Below are 19881 nucleotides of genomic sequence, written 5' to 3'. Positions count from 1 at the left end.
TTTCAGGCCGGCGAATATAGACCACTGATTTTGTTCAAAGGCCAGGGTCAAGGTTTGAGGCAGGCTCTTTCGGTATTGATCCGAAGGTAGGTCTTCTACTTTCGCCTCGTGGACGGAGTAACGGGCCAGCATTTGAAGGTGCAATGTGGCCAAATCCTGATCAAGTTTGACCTCCTCGGGAAAATCAGCCCTGAGCCGGTTGCTGATCTTGGTGTACAGCTCCCGCAGCAGGGAATTGATCCCTTCACCCAGGGCCAGCTTGCGAGACTCGGGCCAGTCAATGTAATTCTCCATCTGTTTGACCTTGGTCTGGCTCCAACCCCATTCATCTAACAGCTCCTTTAAAAAACACACTTTGGGGCTGTCTTTGTCCACAGTCCTAAAACCTAGAGGGGAATAGAGTTTGAAGTAAACTGAGGTTCGAATCAATTCCAGGCTTTCGGGCGAGAGCTGGTCTTTGCAAAAGCTTAGAACCCGCCGGATCATCAGTATGTAAGGATCAATAGGAAACTCATCCCTCGGGCTTGAAAGAACCTTCTTTTTAAGCTGATCACACAAGAGCGGAGCCCTGAGTCCTGATTCAGTCTGCTCAAGGATGAGAATCGTCTTAATAGCTGCCTTGAACGGATCGGCCTTGGCCTTGTGGAGCTGCCATAAGGCCGTCCCCATATACTCCCGTGGGGGAGGCTTGTGCGGGAATCCCAGGTCAATGAAATCCTGAGGGAAAAAATTAGGGTTGGGGATCTGATCAAGAAACTTCACAATCTGCCGGTAGTCGTCTGCATAAGTTCTCAGTGGAATGGCCCACCATAAGGGTATTCGCCCCACCACATGGAGCAGGGTTCGGTATACTTCCTCCTTGAGCACTAGCGATAAAATGTCCCCTGGCTCCTCATCGCCCAGGTGACCCAGGCGATTAGTGGCCAAGTCAGCGAGATCAACAGTGAAAAGGGTAACCTCGATCCCCTGTTTCTCTTTAGCCCATGCAGTGATCAAATCGAGCTTTTTTCTGAATAAATCCTGTTTTTTACGGCTTATCTTGCCTTGATCAATGCAGACCCAGTAATCGAGGTCCGAGCTGACCGTATGGCCAACGGAACCCGAACTGCCCATCAGGAATAGGCATTCCACCACTGGCTTGGAAGCGAGAAGCTGGCGCTGGTCAATTTGAATGTCTTTTAAAAATTTTAATTCAATCCGGGAGAAGCCGGAGCGATCAAACCCGTGGATGCCACGGGGCGTATCGGCTGAATCAACATATCCCGGAACTCTAGGCTGGTTGATCTGGAGGAGGGTAGGCACTGCCTGAAACACGGTCCGGAACCTGGGCACACCGTAACGTAGCAGCTCCTGATTCCTCCTGAGGTTGTTCTGAGAGAAGGCGGCCTGGTTATGCACGAGGCGTCTTCCAAGGTGAGCTAAGGCAAGCTTATTCATGGCGGTTCTTTTTTACGTCCCAGGGATCATCCGGCTCAAGAAGTCTGGCCCGAATCCATTCAATAAACTACCCATATATGAAGTTAGACTCAAGGTTTTTCTTTGATTTCAGGCTCACAGACCGGGTGATAGGAGTCATTCTTTTAAAGAGCTTGGTTGCCGTTGTATGCCTCTAACGGGAACTTCAGAATTTTATTCATGATTTTTTATATCTCGCCTATGGCCAAACCTTCAGCCTGCACGCCGCCTGCTTCAAAGAAACCCATTTCATGCCGCTTTCTGGCCTTATTGAATTCTTGCTAATTTAATAAATAAATTTCAAGGCCTTACATGCGTAGAGGTCTTCATGTTGAAAATATGTCGGCTTTATCTTCTTAGAAACAGGTTGCTAATAATGGAGTTACAGAATTATTTTTTTATTTGCCTTTTTTGATCGGCGGATCATTATTATGTGGACATGTATTTGTTTATTAAGTTAAAAATTAATAAAAGGAAGGCTCGATGATACAAATCAGTGCTCGAACACGCAGCCTTGAAGCCGCGGAAATAATCCTGGCTCAGGGGTTCAGTATTCTGGAAATCACCTTGCCTTGTCCGGGCGGCCTTGAGGAAGAACAGGCCTGGGGAGAGCTGGCCCGGAGACGCGGCTTAACCTTACTAGGCCACGGTCCGGAAGAAGGTGATCCTCGGATTTTAAGCCGGCTGGAAAGTGAATATCTGCCGCAGCTTAAACTGGCCCTGGAAGCGGCTGAACGCCTGGGCGTTACGCTCTTGACCATTCATCTCTGGCTCGATTCTAACCGGTTAGGCCCTGAAGTCATTAAAGGCAAGATAGATCTTTTGGGGCGGGTTGTCGAGTGGGGCGTGGATGCAGGCGTTCTTGTCAACCTGGAGAACTTAAGCGAAACATGGACCGATCTTGCAAGCCCCTTAAATCGCTACCAGGGCCTGGGCCTGACCGTGGACCTGGGTCACGCGATGCTCATGCACCCTGAGAACACGGCGCCGGAGATCATTAACCGCCTCTATGAGCGGATTCATCATCTTCACATCCATGATAATCATGGCGGAGGGAGTCCTCGTGACGACCTGCACCTTTTCCCTGGTCAGGGAAAGGTGCCTTTCCCTCAAATTTTTAGGCTGCTTAAAGAGCGCGGATACAACCGAACCGCGACGCTCGAACTTGAGCCCCCTGAAATGGCTTCAGCCCGGGACTGGGTGCTGGCCCTCTGGCAGGATTTATAATGAAGGCAGGTCGCGTCTTTGCCAGCGACGGAACGTGCGATAAGGTAGATCGGCGGACACTTGACGTGAGCAGTGCTTCACGGTAAGAAGTCCTGTAGGTGAAATTTAACAGATCATAAATATTATGGCCTTTACAACAAGAAAGGAGAAGGAACACCAATGGGACTGTTAGACGGAAAGGTAGCCATTGTTACCGGTGCAGGCAGAGGAATTGGCAAATCAGAGGCTGTGGCCCTGGCTAACGAGGGAGCTAAAGTGGTGGTTAACGACCTGGGCGGCAGCCTGCACGGTGCAGGCAGCGAGGCTATGGTTGCCGACGAGGTTGTCAAGGAAATCAATGACAGCGGCGGGACAGCCGCGGCTAACTACTCGGACATCAGCACCCTGGACGGCGCTGACGCCATGATCTGGACGGCCCTGTCCCGGTTTGGAAGGCTGGATATCCTGGTCAATAACGCCGGAATCATAAGGGACAGGACTCTTTTGAATATGAGTGAAGAGGATTGGGATCTGGTGTTGAAGGTTCACGCTAAAGGAACATTCATGTGTGCCAGAGCCGCGGCCAGGAAAATGAGAATTCAAAATGAGGGGGGAGTTATCATCAATACGACCTCCATGTCCGGCTTAATTGGCAATTTTGGCCAGATTAATTACGGGCTGGCCAAGGCCGGAATGTACGCCTTTACCAAGATCGCGGCCATGGAACTGGCACGATACGGCATCAGGGTTCATGCTGTCTGCCCGAATGCCTATACCCGCATGACCGCTGATCTGCCTGGGTTTAAGGATATAACCGAGGAGATGCTCTCCCCTGATGCCATAGCGCCTGTGGTGGTCTTTCTGGCTTCTGACCTGGCCAAGGATTTGAATGGACGCGTTATCGGCGCTCACGGCGGCGTGGGGGGAGGCAAGGTTTATGAATTCAAGATGACCGTGGCCGATGGATACTTCCAGAAAAAAGGCCTGCCTTCAGCCCTGGAAATCGCTGAAAACATCGGCCAGGTTCTTAATGCGGTGCCGGACTTGAACATGCTGTCGGTAATGCAAGCCGAATGATAAGGTGCGAATCAATACCGGGATACCTTTGGATGAGGAGCTATTTGAGACTCTAGCGCCGGATTGACTGCACTTGAGCGGACCATTTTTTTTTCAACTCAGCACCCTGCCTTTTGACATTTTTACTTATGAAAGGGGCCGCGCTGTCTTCAAGGCGGTCCTTTGCATGGAGTTTGCAATATGCCTTTGAAAAATCTCTCCGGCCGGAAGTTATTTGAAGACGTGGTAACCTACGCTCAGATGGGCGAGCATCGGACCGCGACTGAGGCTGATTTAAAAACAGCTTCCTGGATTGCGGACCGTCTCAGCGCGGCTGGTTTTAAGGCGGGGTTTTTAAAATGGAGGCTCAGGCAGTTTTTTATTGAAAAATGTGAGTTGGAAGTTGAAGCCAAAACAAGGGAATGCTTCCCCCTCTGGTTCCCCAAGGCCACCGGCGCTGAACCTGTTCGTGCCCCCCTCGTTTTGTTTCAAGAGGAACGGGAAACTCAGGCAGTCAGGGATAAAATCGTGCTGGTAAAATTTGATCAATGGTTTGTGACGCCTGAGAGCGACCATGCGAGACTTATTAAGGGGCTTGCCAAAGAGGGGGCTTTAGCCGTGTTAGGATACAACCCCAGCCTGTCCGGGGAGGTTTTCGTCAGCAATGCCTTTTCGCCCTTCAGTCAGGAATCCTGGCCCATACCGGTGGTGCTGGTGGGGGCGAAAGAAAGAGTTTCCCTGAAGAATGCCGCCCAACGGCATGCAATGGCGGCCTTACTTGTTACTGGCCGTGATGAAGCTGAGGCTGAGGCCAGGAACGTGATCGGGAAATTAAAGCGCGATGAATCCTGGATTGTCGTCACTACCCCTCAGAGCGGATGGTTCCGCTGCGCCGGTGAGCGGGGACCGGGCGTGGCGCTTTTTCTCGATCTGGCGCGCTGGGCGAGCGAACTTTCGTTTGGACCGAGCTGGCTCTTCCTCTCGAACTCCGGCCATGAGCTTGGGAATATGGGCCTGCATCAAATTCTGGAAAAAGGCGAATTACCCCCGCCGGGCAAGGTGATCTGCTGGCTTCATCTCGGGGCGTCTATCGCGACCTGGAACTGGAAACATAATGGGATTTTTTTAGAACAGGATGGAATCTCGCCGCGAATATCCTTGATCTCAAGCCCTGAATTCATACCGGCGCTCAAGCGCGCATTTGCCAGCATGCCGAGCCTGACTCCAAAAACGGGAGCAGCGCGCGGTGAACTGATGGGGGTGCTCGAAAAAGGATATCGAAGTTTCGGCTTTTTTGGCGGTCATCATTTCTTTCATACGCCTGCAGACGGCCCTGAAACCACGGCCCCGAAACTGCTGGAGCCGGTGGCCTCGGCTCTGACTGCTTCACTGGAATCAATTATTAAGAACCACTAAGAACATAAAAAGGAATTGATGAATAGAAAGGTAAAAGAGGCTGCATGAACAACGGCGCTGGCCATGGCGCGTACTTGCTCCTTAAAGGCAGCGCGCCCCTGGCCCGCCGCCTTCCTCAACTATCGCTCCTGCCAAGCATCACTTCTGATTATTGCTTGAAAAAATTAAGGTTTTTTGTTAGAATTACTAAACAAAAGGTTGATGTAAGGCTCAAGTAAAAATGTATGCCGCTGAGACTACTTCCTTATTGGAAAATGCGAGAATCATTACCCGGCTGGAAAATGCCCAGGTCCGGGCGCGACTGGAAAATTCCAATACGATTGCCAGGCTGATTCGTGAGCGTTCTAAATCAGAGCCTTTTATCATCCCGCGGACCGGTCCAAAATCCCTCACACCCCCTCCAGCCGGGCTGACAACAGTCGAGCAGGCGCAGGTTGTTAAGGCCTTACGATTGGCAGGTGAATTAGCCGGGTCTGAAGAGTTGAGCGCCGTGAGGTCAGAATTTCCAGCGGTTCCTGAAGCCCAGAACGGCCTCAGAGGAATGGAAGAGACGCAGTCTTTTTATTACCTGCAAGCCAAAGGCAGCGTTATTGACCGGCTGATTTAGGAGATGGCTGAGGGATTAAAGATAATTCAATCAGATTTGGTTGTAAACCGCTGCCAGACCCTGCTGACGGTCATTAATGCTCTTAGGAAATGCGTTTTTAAGAGCTTCTTATTTCCTGTCCTTCGCTCATTATATCGGGGAATCTCCTATTTCTCCTTTTGATACGTCGCTTCTCCATGCACGATGGTCATCTCCACTTTAACGGACGACCACTCTTCATCTGATTTTTTCAATCAGCTTTTCGCTGTTTCGGCCGCCTAGGTTTTTTGCATCCGGTTATATACGTTCTGGAGCTGCTCCTGGGCTTCGGCCATCATTTTATCCAGAAGCTCAGTACAGGTCGGGACGTTGTGGATCAGCCCGATGGATTGTCCGACCATCATTGGCGCTGCGTCAATATCCCCTATTTCCCAGGCCTCCTTGCTGCGCTCCCCGGCCATGAGAGGCATGAGCTCCTCGAGGCCCCCGTCTTTGCCTTCAATTTCAAGAATTTGTCCGACAGTCCTATTTTTTAAAGCCCTGCCTTGGAGACCGATGGATTTGAAAATGAGGGTAGTGTCGTTCTCCTGGCGGTCCACGAGCTCCTGCTTGATGCCTTCATGAACCTCGCATTCCTTGGTGGCCATGAAGCGGCTGGCCATCATGACTCCTTCGGCCCCAAGCATCAGGGCGGCGGCCAGGGTTTTCCCGTTGGCGATTCCTCCAACGGTAACGACCGGAATAGATACGGATTCCACGATTCGCGGGGTGAGCAGCATTGTTGTCACGTCATCATTTAAGGGATGGCCTCCCTCTTCAATCCCGGCGGCATAGATGCCGTCATACCCCGCCTTTTCGGCGTGGACCGCATGCCGGACCGCTCCGACCTTGTGAAAGAGCTTGACCCCTGCTTTTTTCAACATCTCGACGTATTCCATGCCGCAGGCCCGATCAATCGGGGTGCCGGAGACTTCGATACCCGCGACCTTCTCTTCCGCACAGACGCGGAAATACATCTTATAGTGTTCAGTCGTAATACGCACCGATGGTAGGATGGTCACGTTCACCATGAAGGGTTGATCCGTGAGCTTTCTGGTCTCAAGGATTGCGTTTTTAAAGTCCTGCTCGGTTTCGAAGTTTGCCGCCGTAAGATTGCCCATACCGCCGGCATTCGATATGGCGGCGCACAGCTTCGGTTTGGCAATCCACATCATGGCGCCGCAAATGATGGGATACTTAATCTTGAACATCTCGGTAATGGCCGTTTTGATCATGATCGCCTCCCTGGTAAACAAATTTTATGCTGATATTTTAATGGCTACTATAGCCGTATAACACTCCATATGCAATCAGATATCATTGGCTCAGAAGCCAGATCATGAAGAAGGAAACTGCTTCAGGAAAAGGCCCATGATGGTCATGCCCGCCATTTTGCCGAGTTTTTTTACTGTTACGCCCTGGTTATCAATCTTCGGTATGTCTCAACCGGTTCAGCGCCGATAAGGACGCCGATGCCGCCGTCCTGGCGCACAGCCGGAACGCCGGTAACGCCGAAGGCTATGGCCTCGTCGTGTTCGGAGTAGATTGCCTGCAGGAGCTCAGGATCGTTGGTTTCTTCAAAGGTTTCGATTGGCAATTGGACTTCCTTCCAGAGATCGAGCAGGACCCGGGTGTCGGTAATGTCTCGATTTTCTGAAAAGTAGGCCTCAAACAGCCGGGCGTGGATTCGTTCAAAAGCTTCAGGGTTCACCTTGGCCGCGGCTTTGGCCGCGAGATGCGGGGGGATGCTGTGCGAAGGCGGTCCTTGTTCAGTGGACCAAACGCGGAAAAGGGTTTCCTCTTCCATGCTGCCGGGCCGCTTCCAGGATTCGGTGTATTTTTTGAACACTTCCAGGCTGCCTTCCGGGTTCGGGTGGGGGCGGAGGAGGAAGCTGCGCCACACCACCTCGAGATTTTGACCGAACTCCTGCTGAACCCTTTGCAGCCGGACCGCTGCGACATAGCACCACGGTCAAAGATAGTCGGAATAGACGATCAGACTTGCGGGTTTCATGATTCAACCTGATTGTTTTTTAGCATTTCTATGGCTTCTTTTGCCGTAAGGTTTTGATGAACAATCGAACATGCTGCCTTTACAAATAATGATGGATTTTTATGCTGAAAAACATTTCTTCCAATAGAAATTCCTTTTGCCCCGACCTGCATGGCGTCTTCTATGGTCTTAAAAATCTCTTCCTCTTTTAATTTACTTCCACCGGCAATCAAAACTGGGGCCGGACATCCTTCCACAACTTTGGCAAAAGAATCAGGATCGCCCGTGTAATTTGTTTTGATGAAATCCGCTCCCAATTCCGCTCCAATTCTGGCTGCAATTTTTACCGCTTCTACATCATTTTCATCTTTAATCCCCGGGCCTCGGGGATACATCATCGCGATTAAAGGCATGCCCCAGTAATTACACTCCACAGCAATTGACCCAAAATCCTGCAACATCTCCGGTTCTTCTTCATCACCAATGTTTATATGTATCGAAACACCGTCAGCGCCCATTCGCAAGGCGTTTTCAACTGTATTAATCAGAACTTTCTTGTTGGGCCTGGTGGAGAGCATGGTAGAGGCGGAAAGATGGAGAATAAGTCCAATGTCTTTCCCATGATGTCTGTGCCCGTATCTGGGAAGGCCGATATGACCAATAACCGCGTTTGCCCCTCCTTCAGCGACCAGATCAACGGCCCTCGATAAATCAAGCAAACCGTCAATCGGCCCAGCAGTTACACCGTGATCCATGGGGACAATAACGGTTTTTCCGGTGTTTCTGTTCATAATTCTTTCCATCCTGATTGCCTTACCAATATTGAGCATTCTTATCTCCTTAACAAGGTTAATGCCTCACATAAACAATACAGCCTGTGACCTGTCTACTCCGGTTGATCTGAACTCAACCGGATAATACCGCCTCAGATTAATCATTCATACCATCTCCTCTAAGGCGTGACCCAGGTCTTTTAATCGCTGGCTATAAGGATGCGATGATATCGCTTCTTGCCAGCCCGGAGGAGCAGGGCGTTGTCCTTAAAATCGTCAAGAGTATAGACCTGGTCTTCCTTGTCCACGCGCCGGTTATTGATATAGCCGCCTCCACCCCGAATGAGCCGCCGGGCTTCACTCTTGCTTTTGGCCAGCCCGACTAAGACGAAGAGGTCCGCTGCGGTTGGATATTTCTTGAGTTCTTCAGGGGTGCTGCTCGTGGTCGGCAACTCTGCGGGCAGCTCCAGTGTAATGTCGGCGATGCGGGATGAGGTTTTTACCTGGCCCTCGGGATCGGCCTGGCCAAAGGTCTTTATTGAAGCCAGAAAGGCCTGCCGGGCTGCTTCATGGCCGTGAGTGATGGCCGTGGCCTCGTAGGCGAGGACTTCCTTGGCTCGGTTGATGAGGCTGCCTTGCAGTGACCCCAGGGTTTGCACCTCGTCCAGAGGCAGGAAGGTGAATAGACCGAGAAACCGGCCTAGGTCCGAGTCGTCGCTGTTACGCCAGAACTGGTAAAATTCATAAGGCGACGTCTGTTGCTTGTCCAGCCAGACAGAGCCGGCATGAGTTTTGCCAAATTTCTGGTTCGCAGAAGTCATGAGCAGGGGAAAGGTCAGGCCATAAGCCGTCTGGCCGGTCAGACGCCTGATGAGGTCAATTCCGGCCACGATATTGCCCCACTGGTCCTGCCCGCCCATCTGGAGGACGCAGCCGTAGTCTCTGAAAAGGATGTAAAAATCATAGGCCTGAAGGAGCATGTAATTAAATTCAAGAAAGCTCAAGCCCGTCTCCAGGCGCAGGCGGTATGATTCGGCTGCCAGCATGCGGTTGACTGAAAAGTGCGTGCCGATCTCCCGGAGAAAATCAACATATTTGAGATCGAGAAGCCAGTCGGCGTTATTGATCATCAGGGCTTGATCCTGACCAAAGGTGAAATAACGGGAAAGCTGCTTTTTTAAACCTTCCTGGTTGTGCCTGATTTCTTCCAAGCTGATTATTTGGCGCGTCTCTGTCCTGCCGCTTGGGTCGCCGACCATGGCCGTTCCCCCGCCGATAATGGCGATCGGTATATGTCCGGTGCGCTGTGTCCAGGCCAGGGACATGATCGGTATCATGTTTCCCACATGAAAACTATCAGCCGTCGGATCAAATCCGATATAGACCTTGACCTGCTCCCGGTCCAACAGGTCTCGCAGGGCCTTTTCTTCTGTGCCTTGGTAAATAAAGCCGCGTTCTGAAAGTATGTCGTACAGGTTATCCATCTGGAAACTCTAACCCCCGGTCTAGTCGGTTTTTGTGTGTTTTAGATATCATCTCGAACTGTTTTTGTCAAAGCAGGCTTTGGATTCGCAGTCCCATTTTTAAAAGCACCAGCCTGAAATCTTTTTTCAAAAGATTCAGCATCTTGTTATTGACCATTTAAGGCAAAGGATGTTATTTAGACTAAAGAAATCCCTGAAGGCATGAGATCGAGTCGTGACGGTGTACCGAAATCGCTGTGGCCAGACTGAAGGCTGCCTTTTTTCCCTAATTTTATCGCCCGGAGGTTGGTAGATGTATTTCAAGGTTTGGGGCTGCCGGGGAAGCATTCCCGCTCCAGCGACACTGGATTTTGACACCCGCCGCTTTGGCGGTCATACAACCTGTTTTGAGATCCGCACTCGATACAACGGCCTGGAAGAACTGTCAATCATAGACATGGGCACCGGAATCAAGACTCTAGGGGACGAGCTGATAGGCAAGTTGAAATCCAGCCGGATTGACCGCATCAAGGCCCGTATTTTTATCACCCATATTCACCTGGACCACACCGTAGGCATGGGCTATTTCACCCCGCTCTTCATTACCGGCCAGAAGGTCGAGTTTTTTGCCTTGCAGATGCCTTCCGCGTTCAAGGACCTTAATAATCAACTGGCTTCCTTGATTGATGGTATTCAGTTTCCGCGTCACCTGGACCAGCTGCCTTCCATTGCCAGCGACGACCAGAACGGAAAGGCCATCCACGATGTCAAATTCTGGGATATTTTAAAATTTAAAACGTTCCAGGTGAAGGTCTTTGAACTAAACCACCCTTCAGGCTGCGCCGGGTGGCATTTTCAGGAACGCGCCTCTGATGGAAGCTATAACGGCCCTATCATAGGCATTGGCACGGATACCGAGCATTTTAGCGTCATCAACCCCAATGTTCAGCGCCTGGGACAGAATGCGGACCTGCTCGTGCTGGACGGCATGTATGACGAGGATAAGTATTACGGCCTGGCCCCGGACCGTTCAGACAGCAAACTCGGCTGGGGCCACAGCACCCCTCGCGCCAGTGTCAGAGAAGCCTCGGCATGCGGGGCCAAACGACTCGGCATTACCCACCATGATCCAACTCACGACGACCGGCATCTGTCCAGCATGGAAGCCAGGACGCGCCGGTACAACCGCCGCCTGAAAAAGCCTGTGCCCGAGGTTTTTTTTCTGCGGGAAGGCATGTCTTTAACCTTTTAAGAGATGCCTTAACCGGCGTGCAACAGCCTTCGCGATCTATCCAGATATAAGTCTTCATTAAGTCAGGCGATCCAGGAGGCCAGCGAACCGCTCGGCAAAGCGGCGGCACTGGGTTTCGCTGCGCTGGTCCGGTTTTCCCACGGCGACCGGACCGTAATGATCGCCGCCCGGAAACCCCTGGATAATCATGCCATGAACCAGCATGCACATGAGGATGCCGGTGATGGTCGTCTCGTTGCCTCCGCCCAGGCCGCCGGAGCTGGTAAAGGCTGCGCCGGCCTTGCCATCGAGTTTGCCATGGTACTTGACGCTTTTATCAATGAGGGATTTGACCTCTGCCGCCATTTGTCCGTAGTAGGTCGGGGACCCGATGACGATTCCGTCCGCGTCAAGCATCTCCTCCGGGTCGGTCTCGGTTACCTTTTTAAGGGTGACTTCATGTCCCTGTGCCTTGATCGTCTCGGCTATGATCTCGGCCATCTTCTCTGTATGCCCGGTCCTGGAGTAATAGGTCAGCAGCACCTTTGCCATAATCGTTTCCTCCTCAAGGCGTAAATTGGATTTGAACCACTAAACAATATAGTCTCAGCCGTGAACCCGATCAATGTTATTTATGCGATCGGCATGTCAAGGTTCGTTTCGTTCTCACAAGGGCACGGTGACTGGCTCCTTGAGGATCAGGTCAATGGCATGCCGGGCCGAGGCGGCCAGGCCGGGTTGGGTGTCTGCCAGGCTGGCCAGCTGACGCAGGCTGTCTGCCGTACGAAAGGCAAGCATGGCCAGGTCTCCCTCATCCTGGCCCAAAACTCGGACGGCATCATTCCAATCGCCAAGGGTGGCCCAGGAGTAAATGGCCAGAGAGGCTCGCGGGTTCAGGGCCGGGGTCTCGAAGCCCCGGCCCTGCTGGTGCTGCATCAGCGGCCTCACCGCCTTTTCCAGGTGGAGCCAGGCTGGAGTCAGGGTTGAGGGAATGGTTCGCGTTGGCCCGAGAGGTTCGGCCGGTTTGTCGTTATCCAGCACAAAAGGGGATATCAGGGCCGCTAGTAAGGCCGGGTCGTCTTCAGGCCAGGCCCGGGCGCGGATACCGGCGGCGATGATCAGGGGGTGGTCCAGTCGTAACTTGGCGGCCCATTTGCCATCTTCGGTCAGTTCATCATCAGGGGCGACAAAACCTTCATCCCGCAGGAACTCCAGGCGCCGCATAAAAGAAGACCAGAGCAGGCGGGAGGACCCTCCTGTCTGGGCCTGCAGTTTTTCCAACCGGGCCAGGAGTTTGAAGACCTGGCTGTCTTTATTGTTCACGCAATTTTCAGACAAGGGACAGGTCTGGCAGGCTAAGCGCTTTTTTTCGTCCTTGAGCGCGGCCAGCCGCATCTCGTGGCGAGCTAAAGGCCCCTGGTCCTGCTCTAAATCAAGCCGGTCCAGATTCAGAGGTATGTGTTCCTGGACCGCCGCGGCTGTAATTTGCCTCACCAATGCCTCTGAACTCGAATCCAGCGGCAGGTCCAGTTGCGTGGCAAGCACCAGGCCAACGCGCTCAAAAGGGACCCACTTCATACGGAGCCGGCCTTTCTTGAGCAGCCGGTCTTTTCTGACTTTAACGGCCAGCACTCCGGTTCGGCCCTGGCGTTCGTGAGGGCGGATGACGCAATATATCTGCCCGCCTTTGCGTTCGAAGAGGCGGCCAGGGGAGAGTGCGTTCTGGAGCAGACCTTGGTAAACTATGCGGGGTCTGGCCTTGGTCAGACGGCTGGCCTCGGTCTTGAGCTCACGGGCCCGCTGAAATAGCAACAGGCCCTGTTCCGGGCCGCCGCAGCTTCCGCCGGTCATGAGCTTTTGCAGGCGGCTGGTGATCCGTTTCACAGCCTCCAGAGACCGGGAGTCAGAGGGGTGTTGCTGGAAGGTGGCTAGGGAAAGGTTGAGCAGAGGCCTGACCTCCTCAGGCCGATGCGAAAGAAGGAGATTCAGGACCATGGAAAAATTGATCTGCATCTGACTTCTGACCGGTTCTGGAGATGAATTGAAAAGGGCGTGGATGAGCGGCACGTCCTGAAAAGGACCGGGCACAACCAAGGCAAAGCCGATGCGGTCCATTCCCCGACGGCCGGCCCGACCGGTCATCTGGAGCAGTTCTGTGGCTGAGAGGTCTGCAAATTCACGTCCGTTAAAGCGGTCACTCTGGCAGATGACAACCGTTCGAGCCGGGAAGTTCACGCCTGCCGCCACGGTGGAGGTTGAAAAGATGGCGCGCAACAATCCTTCCTGCATGAGCTGTTCGACGACCAGCTTCCAGTGCGGCAGATGGCCGGCGTGGTGCGCGGCTATGCCAAGCTGGCGGATGTATTTCAGATGAGGGTGGGTCTTCAGAAAGGGGTACCTCTCGAGCAGTTCATTTATGCGGGCCTGTAGCCGATCCATCTGGCCTGAGGCAGAGCGGTCAATCGAACCGAAACAGCGCGACAGGGCCAGGTCACAGTCGGCGCGGGATTTGAGAAAGAAGATGGCTGGTAGAAGGTTGGCCGTGTTCAGGACCGTCAGGATGCGGCCAAAGGGTATCTGAACCCTTCCGGCCTGGCGGCGCCTGGTGTAAGTTTGTTGGATGAAGTGTTTGACCTGGGGAAAGAGCTGGCGTCCTTTGGCCAAGGGAGTCAGTTCCCCGTCTGGAAAGAGGAAAAGGGGATATAGCGGAACCGGCCGTTCATGGCTTATCACGGTCGCTGTTTTTTGCCTGCGCACAAAGCTCAGCCAGTCCGCGATTTCCTGGGCGTTGGCGACCGTGGCCGAGAGTAAAAGGAGCCTGACCCGGGGCGGAAGGTAGATGACAACCTCTTCCCAAACGACTCCCCGCTCAAGGTCTCCCAGGTAATGGGCCTCGTCCAGGACCACCAGGTCGGCCACCAGGTCCTGGCCGCGTCCCATGGCGTCATAAAGCTGGTTGCGCAGTATTTCAGTCGTGCCCACGATCAAGGGTGCGGAGGGGTTGACTTTATGGTCTCCTGTGAGCAAGCCGACCTGTTCGGCCCCGAACCGCTGGCTGAATTCAAAAAATTTGCTGTTTGACAGGGCCTTTAAAGGCGAGGCGTACCAGGCCCGGCCGCCTTTCTCTAAAAGCCCGGCCATGGCTTTGACAGCGATGTAGGTTTTCCCGGCGCCGGTGGGGACTGAAACGACCACGTCGCCTTTTTGCAATTTATCTAAGGCCTCGATCTGGAAAGGGTCAGGCGAAAAGGGGCGATCCTCGGGCGTCCCGATTTCCTTGATAATCGGTTTGAGATGATGGTTCAGGCGCGGGACAAAAGCTCTCCCTGAACCAGCAGTTTTGCGGATCGGGGATACGCCCCGCTTCGTCCTGAAGGGCCTGATTCGCCTTTCTCTTCTCCTGCCTGTTGTGTTCATCCGCCTCAGCTTTGGGGGTCATTTGGTTTATTAAAAATGTGAGCATCCAGCCCGGGTTCAGGAGCCGAAGGCAAAAAAGCCTTGCATTTTACTGGAGCATTAGTATTGTACTTGCATGCATCCTGAAAGAGCATAATGCCTCTCAGGGTCATTGCCTTCCAGATTGTTATTACTTATGAGTCTACCATGATTGGCCTTTAAAATTAAGTATCTAGTCCGGTTGAGTTTATAAGTTGGAGCTAACCAGAAGCAATCTTAGTGACATTATTCAGGAAAGGATCGGAAATCTTCCGACCCTGCCTGATATCGCCTTGAAGCTTTTAGAGCTGACCGGCGACGATGATGCGTCCATCAAGGAGCTGGTTCAGGTAATATCTCATGATCCGGCCATTTCGTCACGCGTTCTGAAAGTGGCGAATTCGGCCTATTATGGCTTTACCCGGCAGATAACGGCCCTTGATCAGGCCATTCCTCTTTTAGGCCTGGAAATGGTTCGCTCCCTGGCCTTGAGCATGAAGGTTTTCGATTATTTTCGAGGAATCAAGAGCGGCGGGTTTTTTACCGTAAGTGACTTCTGGCTGCATTGCGTCGCTGTGAGCGCCATTGCGCGCGACTTTGTCCAGCTCGTGCCTTTAGGGCCCAGGGATTTACTTTTCACGGCCGGCTTACTTCATGATATCGGCAAGCTTTTTCTCATGGATGTTCTTCGCGTTCGCTACCTCGATTTGATTCGCACCGTGGAGAAGGAAAAGGTGCAGCTCCACGAGATGGAGAAGCAGGAATTGGGCATGGATCACGCACAGACCGGCGCAATTCTTTTAGAGCGCTGGGAGTTTCCGCCGGAAATCATCACCATCATTCATGATCATCACCTTCCTCTGAGCCAGCATAGCTCCGTGTCGGTGCAGGCGGTGATTTTGGCCGACTCTCTGGCCAGAGAGGCTGGTCTGGGATCAAGCGGCAATGTCTTGCCCAACGGGCAGGTTGAAGAGATCTTACAGCATCTGAACCTGGATTCGGCGCAGTGGGACCTGTTTTGCTCCAACTACAAGAGTCAGAGTGAGAAGAAGATCACGGATTTGATGAGCATCTTTCTGTGACCTGCCTGAACTTGCCTGTAAATTACCGCCGACTAGCCCGTCTTCCTTCCTAAAAGAAGCTAATCCAAAGGCGTCAATTCATTAGCCAGGATAAATCAGTAGTACGTTCTGATTGCAAATCCCAGAGTTGCTTCGCGGCTGGCGCTCTTCGCAATGACATTTTATAACGATACCAATAGGATGCTATTGCGAGCGAAGTGAAGCCGCTTCTCCGTTGGGGTCTCTTTAGAGAGGTCTAGCGAAATGTTATTTTATCAATCGCAATAATGAAGAAAAGATGGACTTAAAGGAGTTGATGGTTTGAGGGGCGGCCGGATATGTTCCTCAGCTCAGTGTTAAAATATCGGGTTCGTTTCCGGTCACAGCTACCGTGTGCTCGAACTGGGCAGACAGGAGTCCGTCCTTGGTGATAGATGTCCAGCCGTCTTCCAGGATTTTTACCTCCCAGGTGCCTTCATTGACCATGGGTTCGATGGTCAGGACTAGCCCTTGCTTGAGCCGCAGTCCGGTTTTGGGTTTTCCATAGTATGGGACCTGGGGGTCTTCGTGGAAGTTCCTGCCAATGCCATGCCCTACGAAGTTTCGGACCACGGAGAACCCCAGGGCTTCAATATAGGTCTGTATACCCGCTCCGACATCCCCCAGATAGGCCCCGGCTTTACAGATTTCGATGCCCAAATACATGGCCTCTCGCGTCGCTTCGACCAGCTTCCGGGCTCTTTCCGAAACCTGGCCCACGGTGAAGGTTCGGGCCGTATCTCCATGAAACCCGTTTTTATTGACTGTAATGTCTATCGTTACGATGTCGCCCTCTTTGATGCGTTTTTTGCCAGGGATTCCATGAACCACCTCTTCATTGATCGAAACGCACAAGCTCTTGGGATAGCCGCGGTAACCGAGGGGAGAGGGTTTGGCCCCATGATCCAGGATGAACTGGTGCCCCAGACGATCCAGTTGCTCAGTGGTGACGCCGGGCTTGATCTTGGAGGCCAAGTAGTCCAGGGTTTGAGAGGCGATGCGGCCGCTTTGGCGGATCAGCTCGATTTCTTCTGGAGTCTTAAGATTGATCAATGATTTTCTGTCCCTGATACAAATAGTGAACAATTTCTATCAATGAAGATTTACTTTAACATGACATTGATATGATTTGCAAATCTGAATCCTATTTTAGGGGATACTTTTTTGCAGTCATGATTTTACTGGCGGTGTCGTGGCTCAGCTTTTGTAAATTTTTTTAGAAGGAACTTTAAAATTAAATGTGAATAAAGACTAATTATTGATATAGGTTATTGGAGTGAACATTGACAGATGCTGGTCTGAATGGTATTTTTTCCTTGAAGATTGCCGCTATTTCGAGGAGGGCGTTTCCTTGGTTAAAGTCAGTATTCCCCGTGAGGCCTTGGAACAGATCATGAAGCAGTACGGGGTGGATGAAGCCGCAGCCTCCCGGGCTTTTCTTGATGCTCAGGACCAGGCCAACGAGGTATTTCACCGGACATTGGCGGAACGTTTTGACGCTGCGGGGGAGGTACAGCCGTCATCTGAGCGTTTCAAGGTTTCGGTTTTTACGCCCCGGCAGATCAAGGAGCATCTCGATAAATACGTCATTGGGCAGGAGGAGTATAAAAAGCGGGTTTCGATTGCCGCGGCCTACCACTTCGCCATGCTCAAATACCTGCACGAAAATCCTGACCAGACCAAGGTCAAGCGTTTCCGCAAGAAAAATACCATTACCGCCGGTCCTTCCGGAAGTGGCAAGACCTATTGTATTGAAGTCCTGGGAGATCTTCTGGAGGTCCCGACCCTGATCGTTGATGCCACCGATTACACTGAAGCCGGTTATGTGGGCAAGAGTGCGGACGATATGATTCGGGAGGTGATTGACCTCGCGCCCGGTTCCACCCGGAAGGAGCAGGCCAACTTTGTCAACACGCACGGCGCACTGATTTTTATTGATGAGATTGATAAAAAGGCCAAGGAGAACCTCCTGGCGGGCCATGATATTTCTCGCGAAGGATTCCAGCGGGCGGTGCTCAAACTTATCGAGCGCAAACAGGTATCCATTGACAACCCTTTTTCTCCGGCCGGCCAGATTCAGGAGGCCATGGACCGGCAGAGAGGTCTGGAACCCAGTGTCTCGGAAAACACAATCAGCACCGAAAAGATCTTATTCATTTTAGGCGGGTCTTTTGAACGTCCCCAGGAGAATCTGGAGTCCATTGTCAAGAAAAGGCTGGCCCATCGAGGCGGCCGGTTCAGCGAGGATGAGGGTTTCGTTATTCAAGGATTTTCTCTGAGCGGAAATGGGGCTGACAATCGCGAAAAGTACCGCAATTATTACAGCGAGGCCACGGCGGAAGATTATATCCGCTTCGGTCTTATTCCGGAACTGGTCGGCCGTTCTCCCATCCGTACCTTTGTCAACCTCCTGTCCAAAAGCGATCTGGTTCGCATCATGACCGATACGGAAGATTCCATTCTGGATCAATACCGCATGGAGTTTGATCTGTTTGACATTAACCTGGAGATCACGCCTGAGGCCATTGACTATGTGGCCGAGATTTCAGAAAACCAGCGCACCGGGGCCCGGGCGCTCGTCAGCGTCTGGGAAAACATATTAACCGACTTCCAGGCGGAGCTGCCCGGTTCCAATTTCACCAAACTGGTGATTGACAAGGATCTGTGTGAACGACCGCGCGACGCCCTGCTCAAGATGCTGGAAAAGTCGCCCTTTGTTGACTTTGTCGAGGGTTTTCGGCGTGAATATGGAGTGGAGCTTATCCTGGAGGAGGAAGCTCAGCGCTATATTGAAGAACTGGCCCAAACAAAAGGTATTCAGGTTTCCGAGGCCATCAGGCAGTCGCTCAATTCTGCCAAGGCCCTCAATTATATGGATGTGACCGGCCCATTTACCGTTACTCGTGAGATGGTCGCCACTAAAGCCTACTTTGAAAACCTCTTTACAGAATGGCACCAGAAAAGCAAGGCATCCAATTAGGAACCAGAAGGAGACCGCGGGAAATGAGAGGGTCTCGTCCACAGGTGCACCTAAATACAGATAGACCGGAAAGAAGAAAAAAAGCATCGAAAGAGAAGCAGATGAAAAAGTTTTTGGGCATTATGCTAGTTCTTGGCCTGGTTTGTGGATTTAATCATCCTTCTTTTGGAGGACAGGAAACCGTTAAAGGTCACTTTATAACTAAAGATGGAAAGTACCAGCCGGTAGATGAATTTATGGATTTAAAAGGGGAGAGTTTTTTTTATAAGTCTGAAGGAAAAGAACTGAGTATTCCCTATGCTGAGATAAAAAGCCTAACCTATTTCGGTGATGACAAAATTCTAGTAAAAAAAAGAAATGGAAAAGAATTAAGAGTAAATAAAAGCTATCTGCGCGTGGGTTCTTTCGCTTTTTACGATCCGGTGAGCATGAAATATTCCACAGAAATGATCTCAAACCATTTAATAAAAAAGATAGTTTTTGATGACGACTTCGGTGAAATGAGAAAATGCCTTAAATGCGGAAGAACCTATCCGCCGGATTATCTCTTTTGTCCATACGACAGGACGAAATTACGACTCATTAAAATCCAGTAACATTCCCCCCAGAACAGGCCTTCAGCGAAGCCTGTCTGGCCTGGCCGAACCCAGCTGTTTTGCGCCTAACCTCAATATCCTTGACTTAAAAGTGTTCAAGCGTGCTGACGCTCCACCGTATGAGGGATTAAACCTTGCACCGGGCGTGAATACCTAAGTTTTTCATTGCATAGAGCGAGAGAGTCATGTATATGCCTCTAAGGAAAAGGACTCCACATGATCAGGCCTGAAGGTGAGGCTGGAGATGATTTTAATGTTTTTAAGCTCGAACCTGGATTGCATCCCAGGCTTGATTTGCGAGAAAGGATCCTTGAGCGCTCAAAGAGTTATGCATGTAACTGACGGAGAAAGTTAGGAGGTCGCCGGCCGTCACCAGAGCTAGCCGGTTTTTATCAGTTTTTAAAAGGAGGAATTATTCATGGTAAAGACACCAAAAAAAGTAGCGGTTATTGGTTTAGATTGCGCGTTGCCTCATCTGATTGAGAAGCACATTGCCGAGGGGCACCTGCCGACCTTCAAAAAGTTGATTAGCGAGGGGCTGATTGCGGATAA

At 51.7% G+C, this 19881-nt stretch carries 16 protein-coding genes; 8 read left to right on the top strand and 8 right to left on the bottom strand.

Features of this window, described 5'->3' with window-relative positions:
• Window positions 1–1437, bottom strand: a 1437-nt coding sequence (locus tag JRI95_10510; protein MBW2061978.1) for a class I adenylate cyclase, incomplete at its 3' end; no start/stop codon positions are given.
• A 501-nt stretch (window positions 1438–1938) separates the two neighbouring features.
• On the opposite strand from JRI95_10510, the gene JRI95_10505 reads away from it, so the two are divergent.
• From JRI95_10505 to JRI95_10490, 4 genes are all read left to right on the top strand, one after another.
• A complete protein-coding gene (locus tag JRI95_10505; protein ID MBW2061977.1) occupies window positions 1939–2682 on the top strand; it encodes a sugar phosphate isomerase/epimerase in 744 nt (247 codons plus the stop codon).
• Between the two features lie 159 nt (window positions 2683–2841).
• Window positions 2842–3738 (top strand): SDR family oxidoreductase, encoded by an 897-nt coding sequence (locus JRI95_10500; protein MBW2061976.1) that lies wholly within the window; start codon window positions 2842–2844, stop codon window positions 3736–3738.
• A gap of 180 nt (window positions 3739–3918) precedes the next feature.
• Entirely contained in the window at window positions 3919–5133 is a 1215-nt protein-coding gene (locus tag JRI95_10495; GenBank protein ID MBW2061975.1) for a hypothetical protein, read from the top strand.
• A gap of 247 nt (window positions 5134–5380) precedes the next feature.
• Entirely contained in the window at window positions 5381–5740 is a 360-nt protein-coding gene (locus JRI95_10490) for a hypothetical protein (protein MBW2061974.1), read from the top strand.
• Between the two features lie 257 nt (window positions 5741–5997).
• Here JRI95_10490 and JRI95_10485 read toward each other — a convergent pair whose 3' ends face one another.
• The 4 genes from JRI95_10485 to JRI95_10470 form a co-directional block, all read right to left on the bottom strand.
• Window positions 5998–6993 carry a nitronate monooxygenase gene (locus tag JRI95_10485; GenBank protein MBW2061973.1) on the bottom strand — a complete coding sequence of 332 codons (996 nt, stop codon included), beginning with the start codon at window positions 6991–6993 and terminating at the stop codon, window positions 5998–6000.
• 176 nt (window positions 6994–7169) lie between these two features.
• A complete protein-coding gene (locus JRI95_10480) occupies window positions 7170–7703 on the bottom strand; it encodes a DsbA family protein (GenBank protein ID MBW2061972.1) in 534 nt (177 codons plus the stop codon).
• A 65-nt stretch (window positions 7704–7768) separates the two neighbouring features.
• Window positions 7769–8581, bottom strand: a complete 813-nt coding sequence (locus JRI95_10475) for a class I fructose-bisphosphate aldolase family protein (protein MBW2061971.1) — start codon at window positions 8579–8581, stop codon at window positions 7769–7771.
• A 143-nt stretch (window positions 8582–8724) separates the two neighbouring features.
• Window positions 8725–10008, bottom strand: coding sequence for a tyrosine--tRNA ligase (locus JRI95_10470; protein MBW2061970.1), 1284 nt, complete (start codon window positions 10006–10008; stop codon window positions 8725–8727).
• A 292-nt stretch (window positions 10009–10300) separates the two neighbouring features.
• Here JRI95_10470 and JRI95_10465 point away from each other — a divergent pair, with 292 nt between their 5' ends.
• Window positions 10301–11239: a hypothetical protein gene (locus JRI95_10465; protein ID MBW2061969.1), complete on the top strand. Its 939-nt coding sequence runs from the start codon at window positions 10301–10303 to the stop codon at window positions 11237–11239.
• A 57-nt stretch (window positions 11240–11296) separates the two neighbouring features.
• Here JRI95_10465 and JRI95_10460 read toward each other — a convergent pair whose 3' ends face one another.
• Together JRI95_10460 and JRI95_10455 are read right to left on the bottom strand one after the other, a co-directional pair.
• Window positions 11297–11770 carry an NAD(P)H-dependent oxidoreductase gene (locus tag JRI95_10460; GenBank protein ID MBW2061968.1) on the bottom strand — a complete coding sequence of 158 codons (474 nt, stop codon included), beginning with the start codon at window positions 11768–11770 and terminating at the stop codon, window positions 11297–11299.
• Window positions 11771–11884: 114 nt separating this feature from the next.
• Complete coding sequence (locus tag JRI95_10455; GenBank protein MBW2061967.1) at window positions 11885–14635, bottom strand: DEAD/DEAH box helicase; 2751 nt, start codon at window positions 14633–14635, stop codon at window positions 11885–11887.
• Window positions 14636–14868: 233 nt separating this feature from the next.
• Here JRI95_10455 and JRI95_10450 point away from each other — a divergent pair, with 233 nt between their 5' ends.
• Window positions 14869–15735, top strand: coding sequence for an HDOD domain-containing protein (locus JRI95_10450; GenBank protein MBW2061966.1), 867 nt, complete (start codon window positions 14869–14871; stop codon window positions 15733–15735).
• Window positions 15736–16059: 324 nt separating this feature from the next.
• On the opposite strand, the gene map is transcribed toward JRI95_10450, so the two are convergent.
• Window positions 16060–16803 (bottom strand): type I methionyl aminopeptidase, encoded by a 744-nt coding sequence (gene map / locus JRI95_10445; GenBank protein ID MBW2061965.1) that lies wholly within the window; start codon window positions 16801–16803, stop codon window positions 16060–16062.
• A gap of 301 nt (window positions 16804–17104) precedes the next feature.
• Between map and JRI95_10440 the strand changes: the two genes are divergently transcribed.
• Both JRI95_10440 and JRI95_10435 read left to right on the top strand, forming a co-directional pair.
• Window positions 17105–18733: an AAA family ATPase gene (locus tag JRI95_10440; protein MBW2061964.1), complete on the top strand. Its 1629-nt coding sequence runs from the start codon at window positions 17105–17107 to the stop codon at window positions 18731–18733.
• 23 nt (window positions 18734–18756) lie between these two features.
• Window positions 18757–19329 (top strand): hypothetical protein, encoded by a 573-nt coding sequence (locus JRI95_10435; protein MBW2061963.1) that lies wholly within the window; start codon window positions 18757–18759, stop codon window positions 19327–19329.
• Window positions 19330–19881: the final 552 nt, after the last annotated feature.

The organism is Deltaproteobacteria bacterium (assembly GCA_019308995.1).
Taxonomy (GTDB): domain Bacteria; phylum Desulfobacterota; class Desulfarculia; order Adiutricales; family JAFDHD01; genus JAFDHD01.
The sequence above is the reverse complement of the archived record's forward strand: the minus strand, read 5'-3'. Positions and strand labels throughout refer to the sequence as shown.

What these genes read in the sequence shown, in the direction of transcription:
- JRI95_10460 (MBW2061968.1), bottom strand. Translation starts at nt 11,770, where the DNA reads ATGGCAAAGGTGCTGCTGACCTATTACTCCAGGACCGGGCATACAGAG.
- JRI95_10455 (MBW2061967.1), bottom strand. Translation starts at nt 14,635, where the DNA reads ATGAACACAACAGGCAGGAGAAGAGAAAGGCGAATCAGGCCCTTCAGG.
- JRI95_10495 (MBW2061975.1), top strand. Translation starts at nt 3,919, where the DNA reads ATGCCTTTGAAAAATCTCTCCGGCCGGAAGTTATTTGAAGACGTGGTA.
- JRI95_10500 (MBW2061976.1), top strand. Translation starts at nt 2,842, where the DNA reads ATGGGACTGTTAGACGGAAAGGTAGCCATTGTTACCGGTGCAGGCAGA.
- JRI95_10465 (MBW2061969.1), top strand. Translation starts at nt 10,301, where the DNA reads ATGTATTTCAAGGTTTGGGGCTGCCGGGGAAGCATTCCCGCTCCAGCG.
- JRI95_10435 (MBW2061963.1), top strand. Translation starts at nt 18,757, where the DNA reads ATGAGAGGGTCTCGTCCACAGGTGCACCTAAATACAGATAGACCGGAA.
- JRI95_10485 (MBW2061973.1), bottom strand. Translation starts at nt 6,993, where the DNA reads ATGATCAAAACGGCCATTACCGAGATGTTCAAGATTAAGTATCCCATC.
- JRI95_10470 (MBW2061970.1), bottom strand. Translation starts at nt 10,008, where the DNA reads ATGGATAACCTGTACGACATACTTTCAGAACGCGGCTTTATTTACCAA.
- JRI95_10505 (MBW2061977.1), top strand. Translation starts at nt 1,939, where the DNA reads ATGATACAAATCAGTGCTCGAACACGCAGCCTTGAAGCCGCGGAAATA.
- JRI95_10475 (MBW2061971.1), bottom strand. Translation starts at nt 8,581, where the DNA reads ATGCTCAATATTGGTAAGGCAATCAGGATGGAAAGAATTATGAACAGA.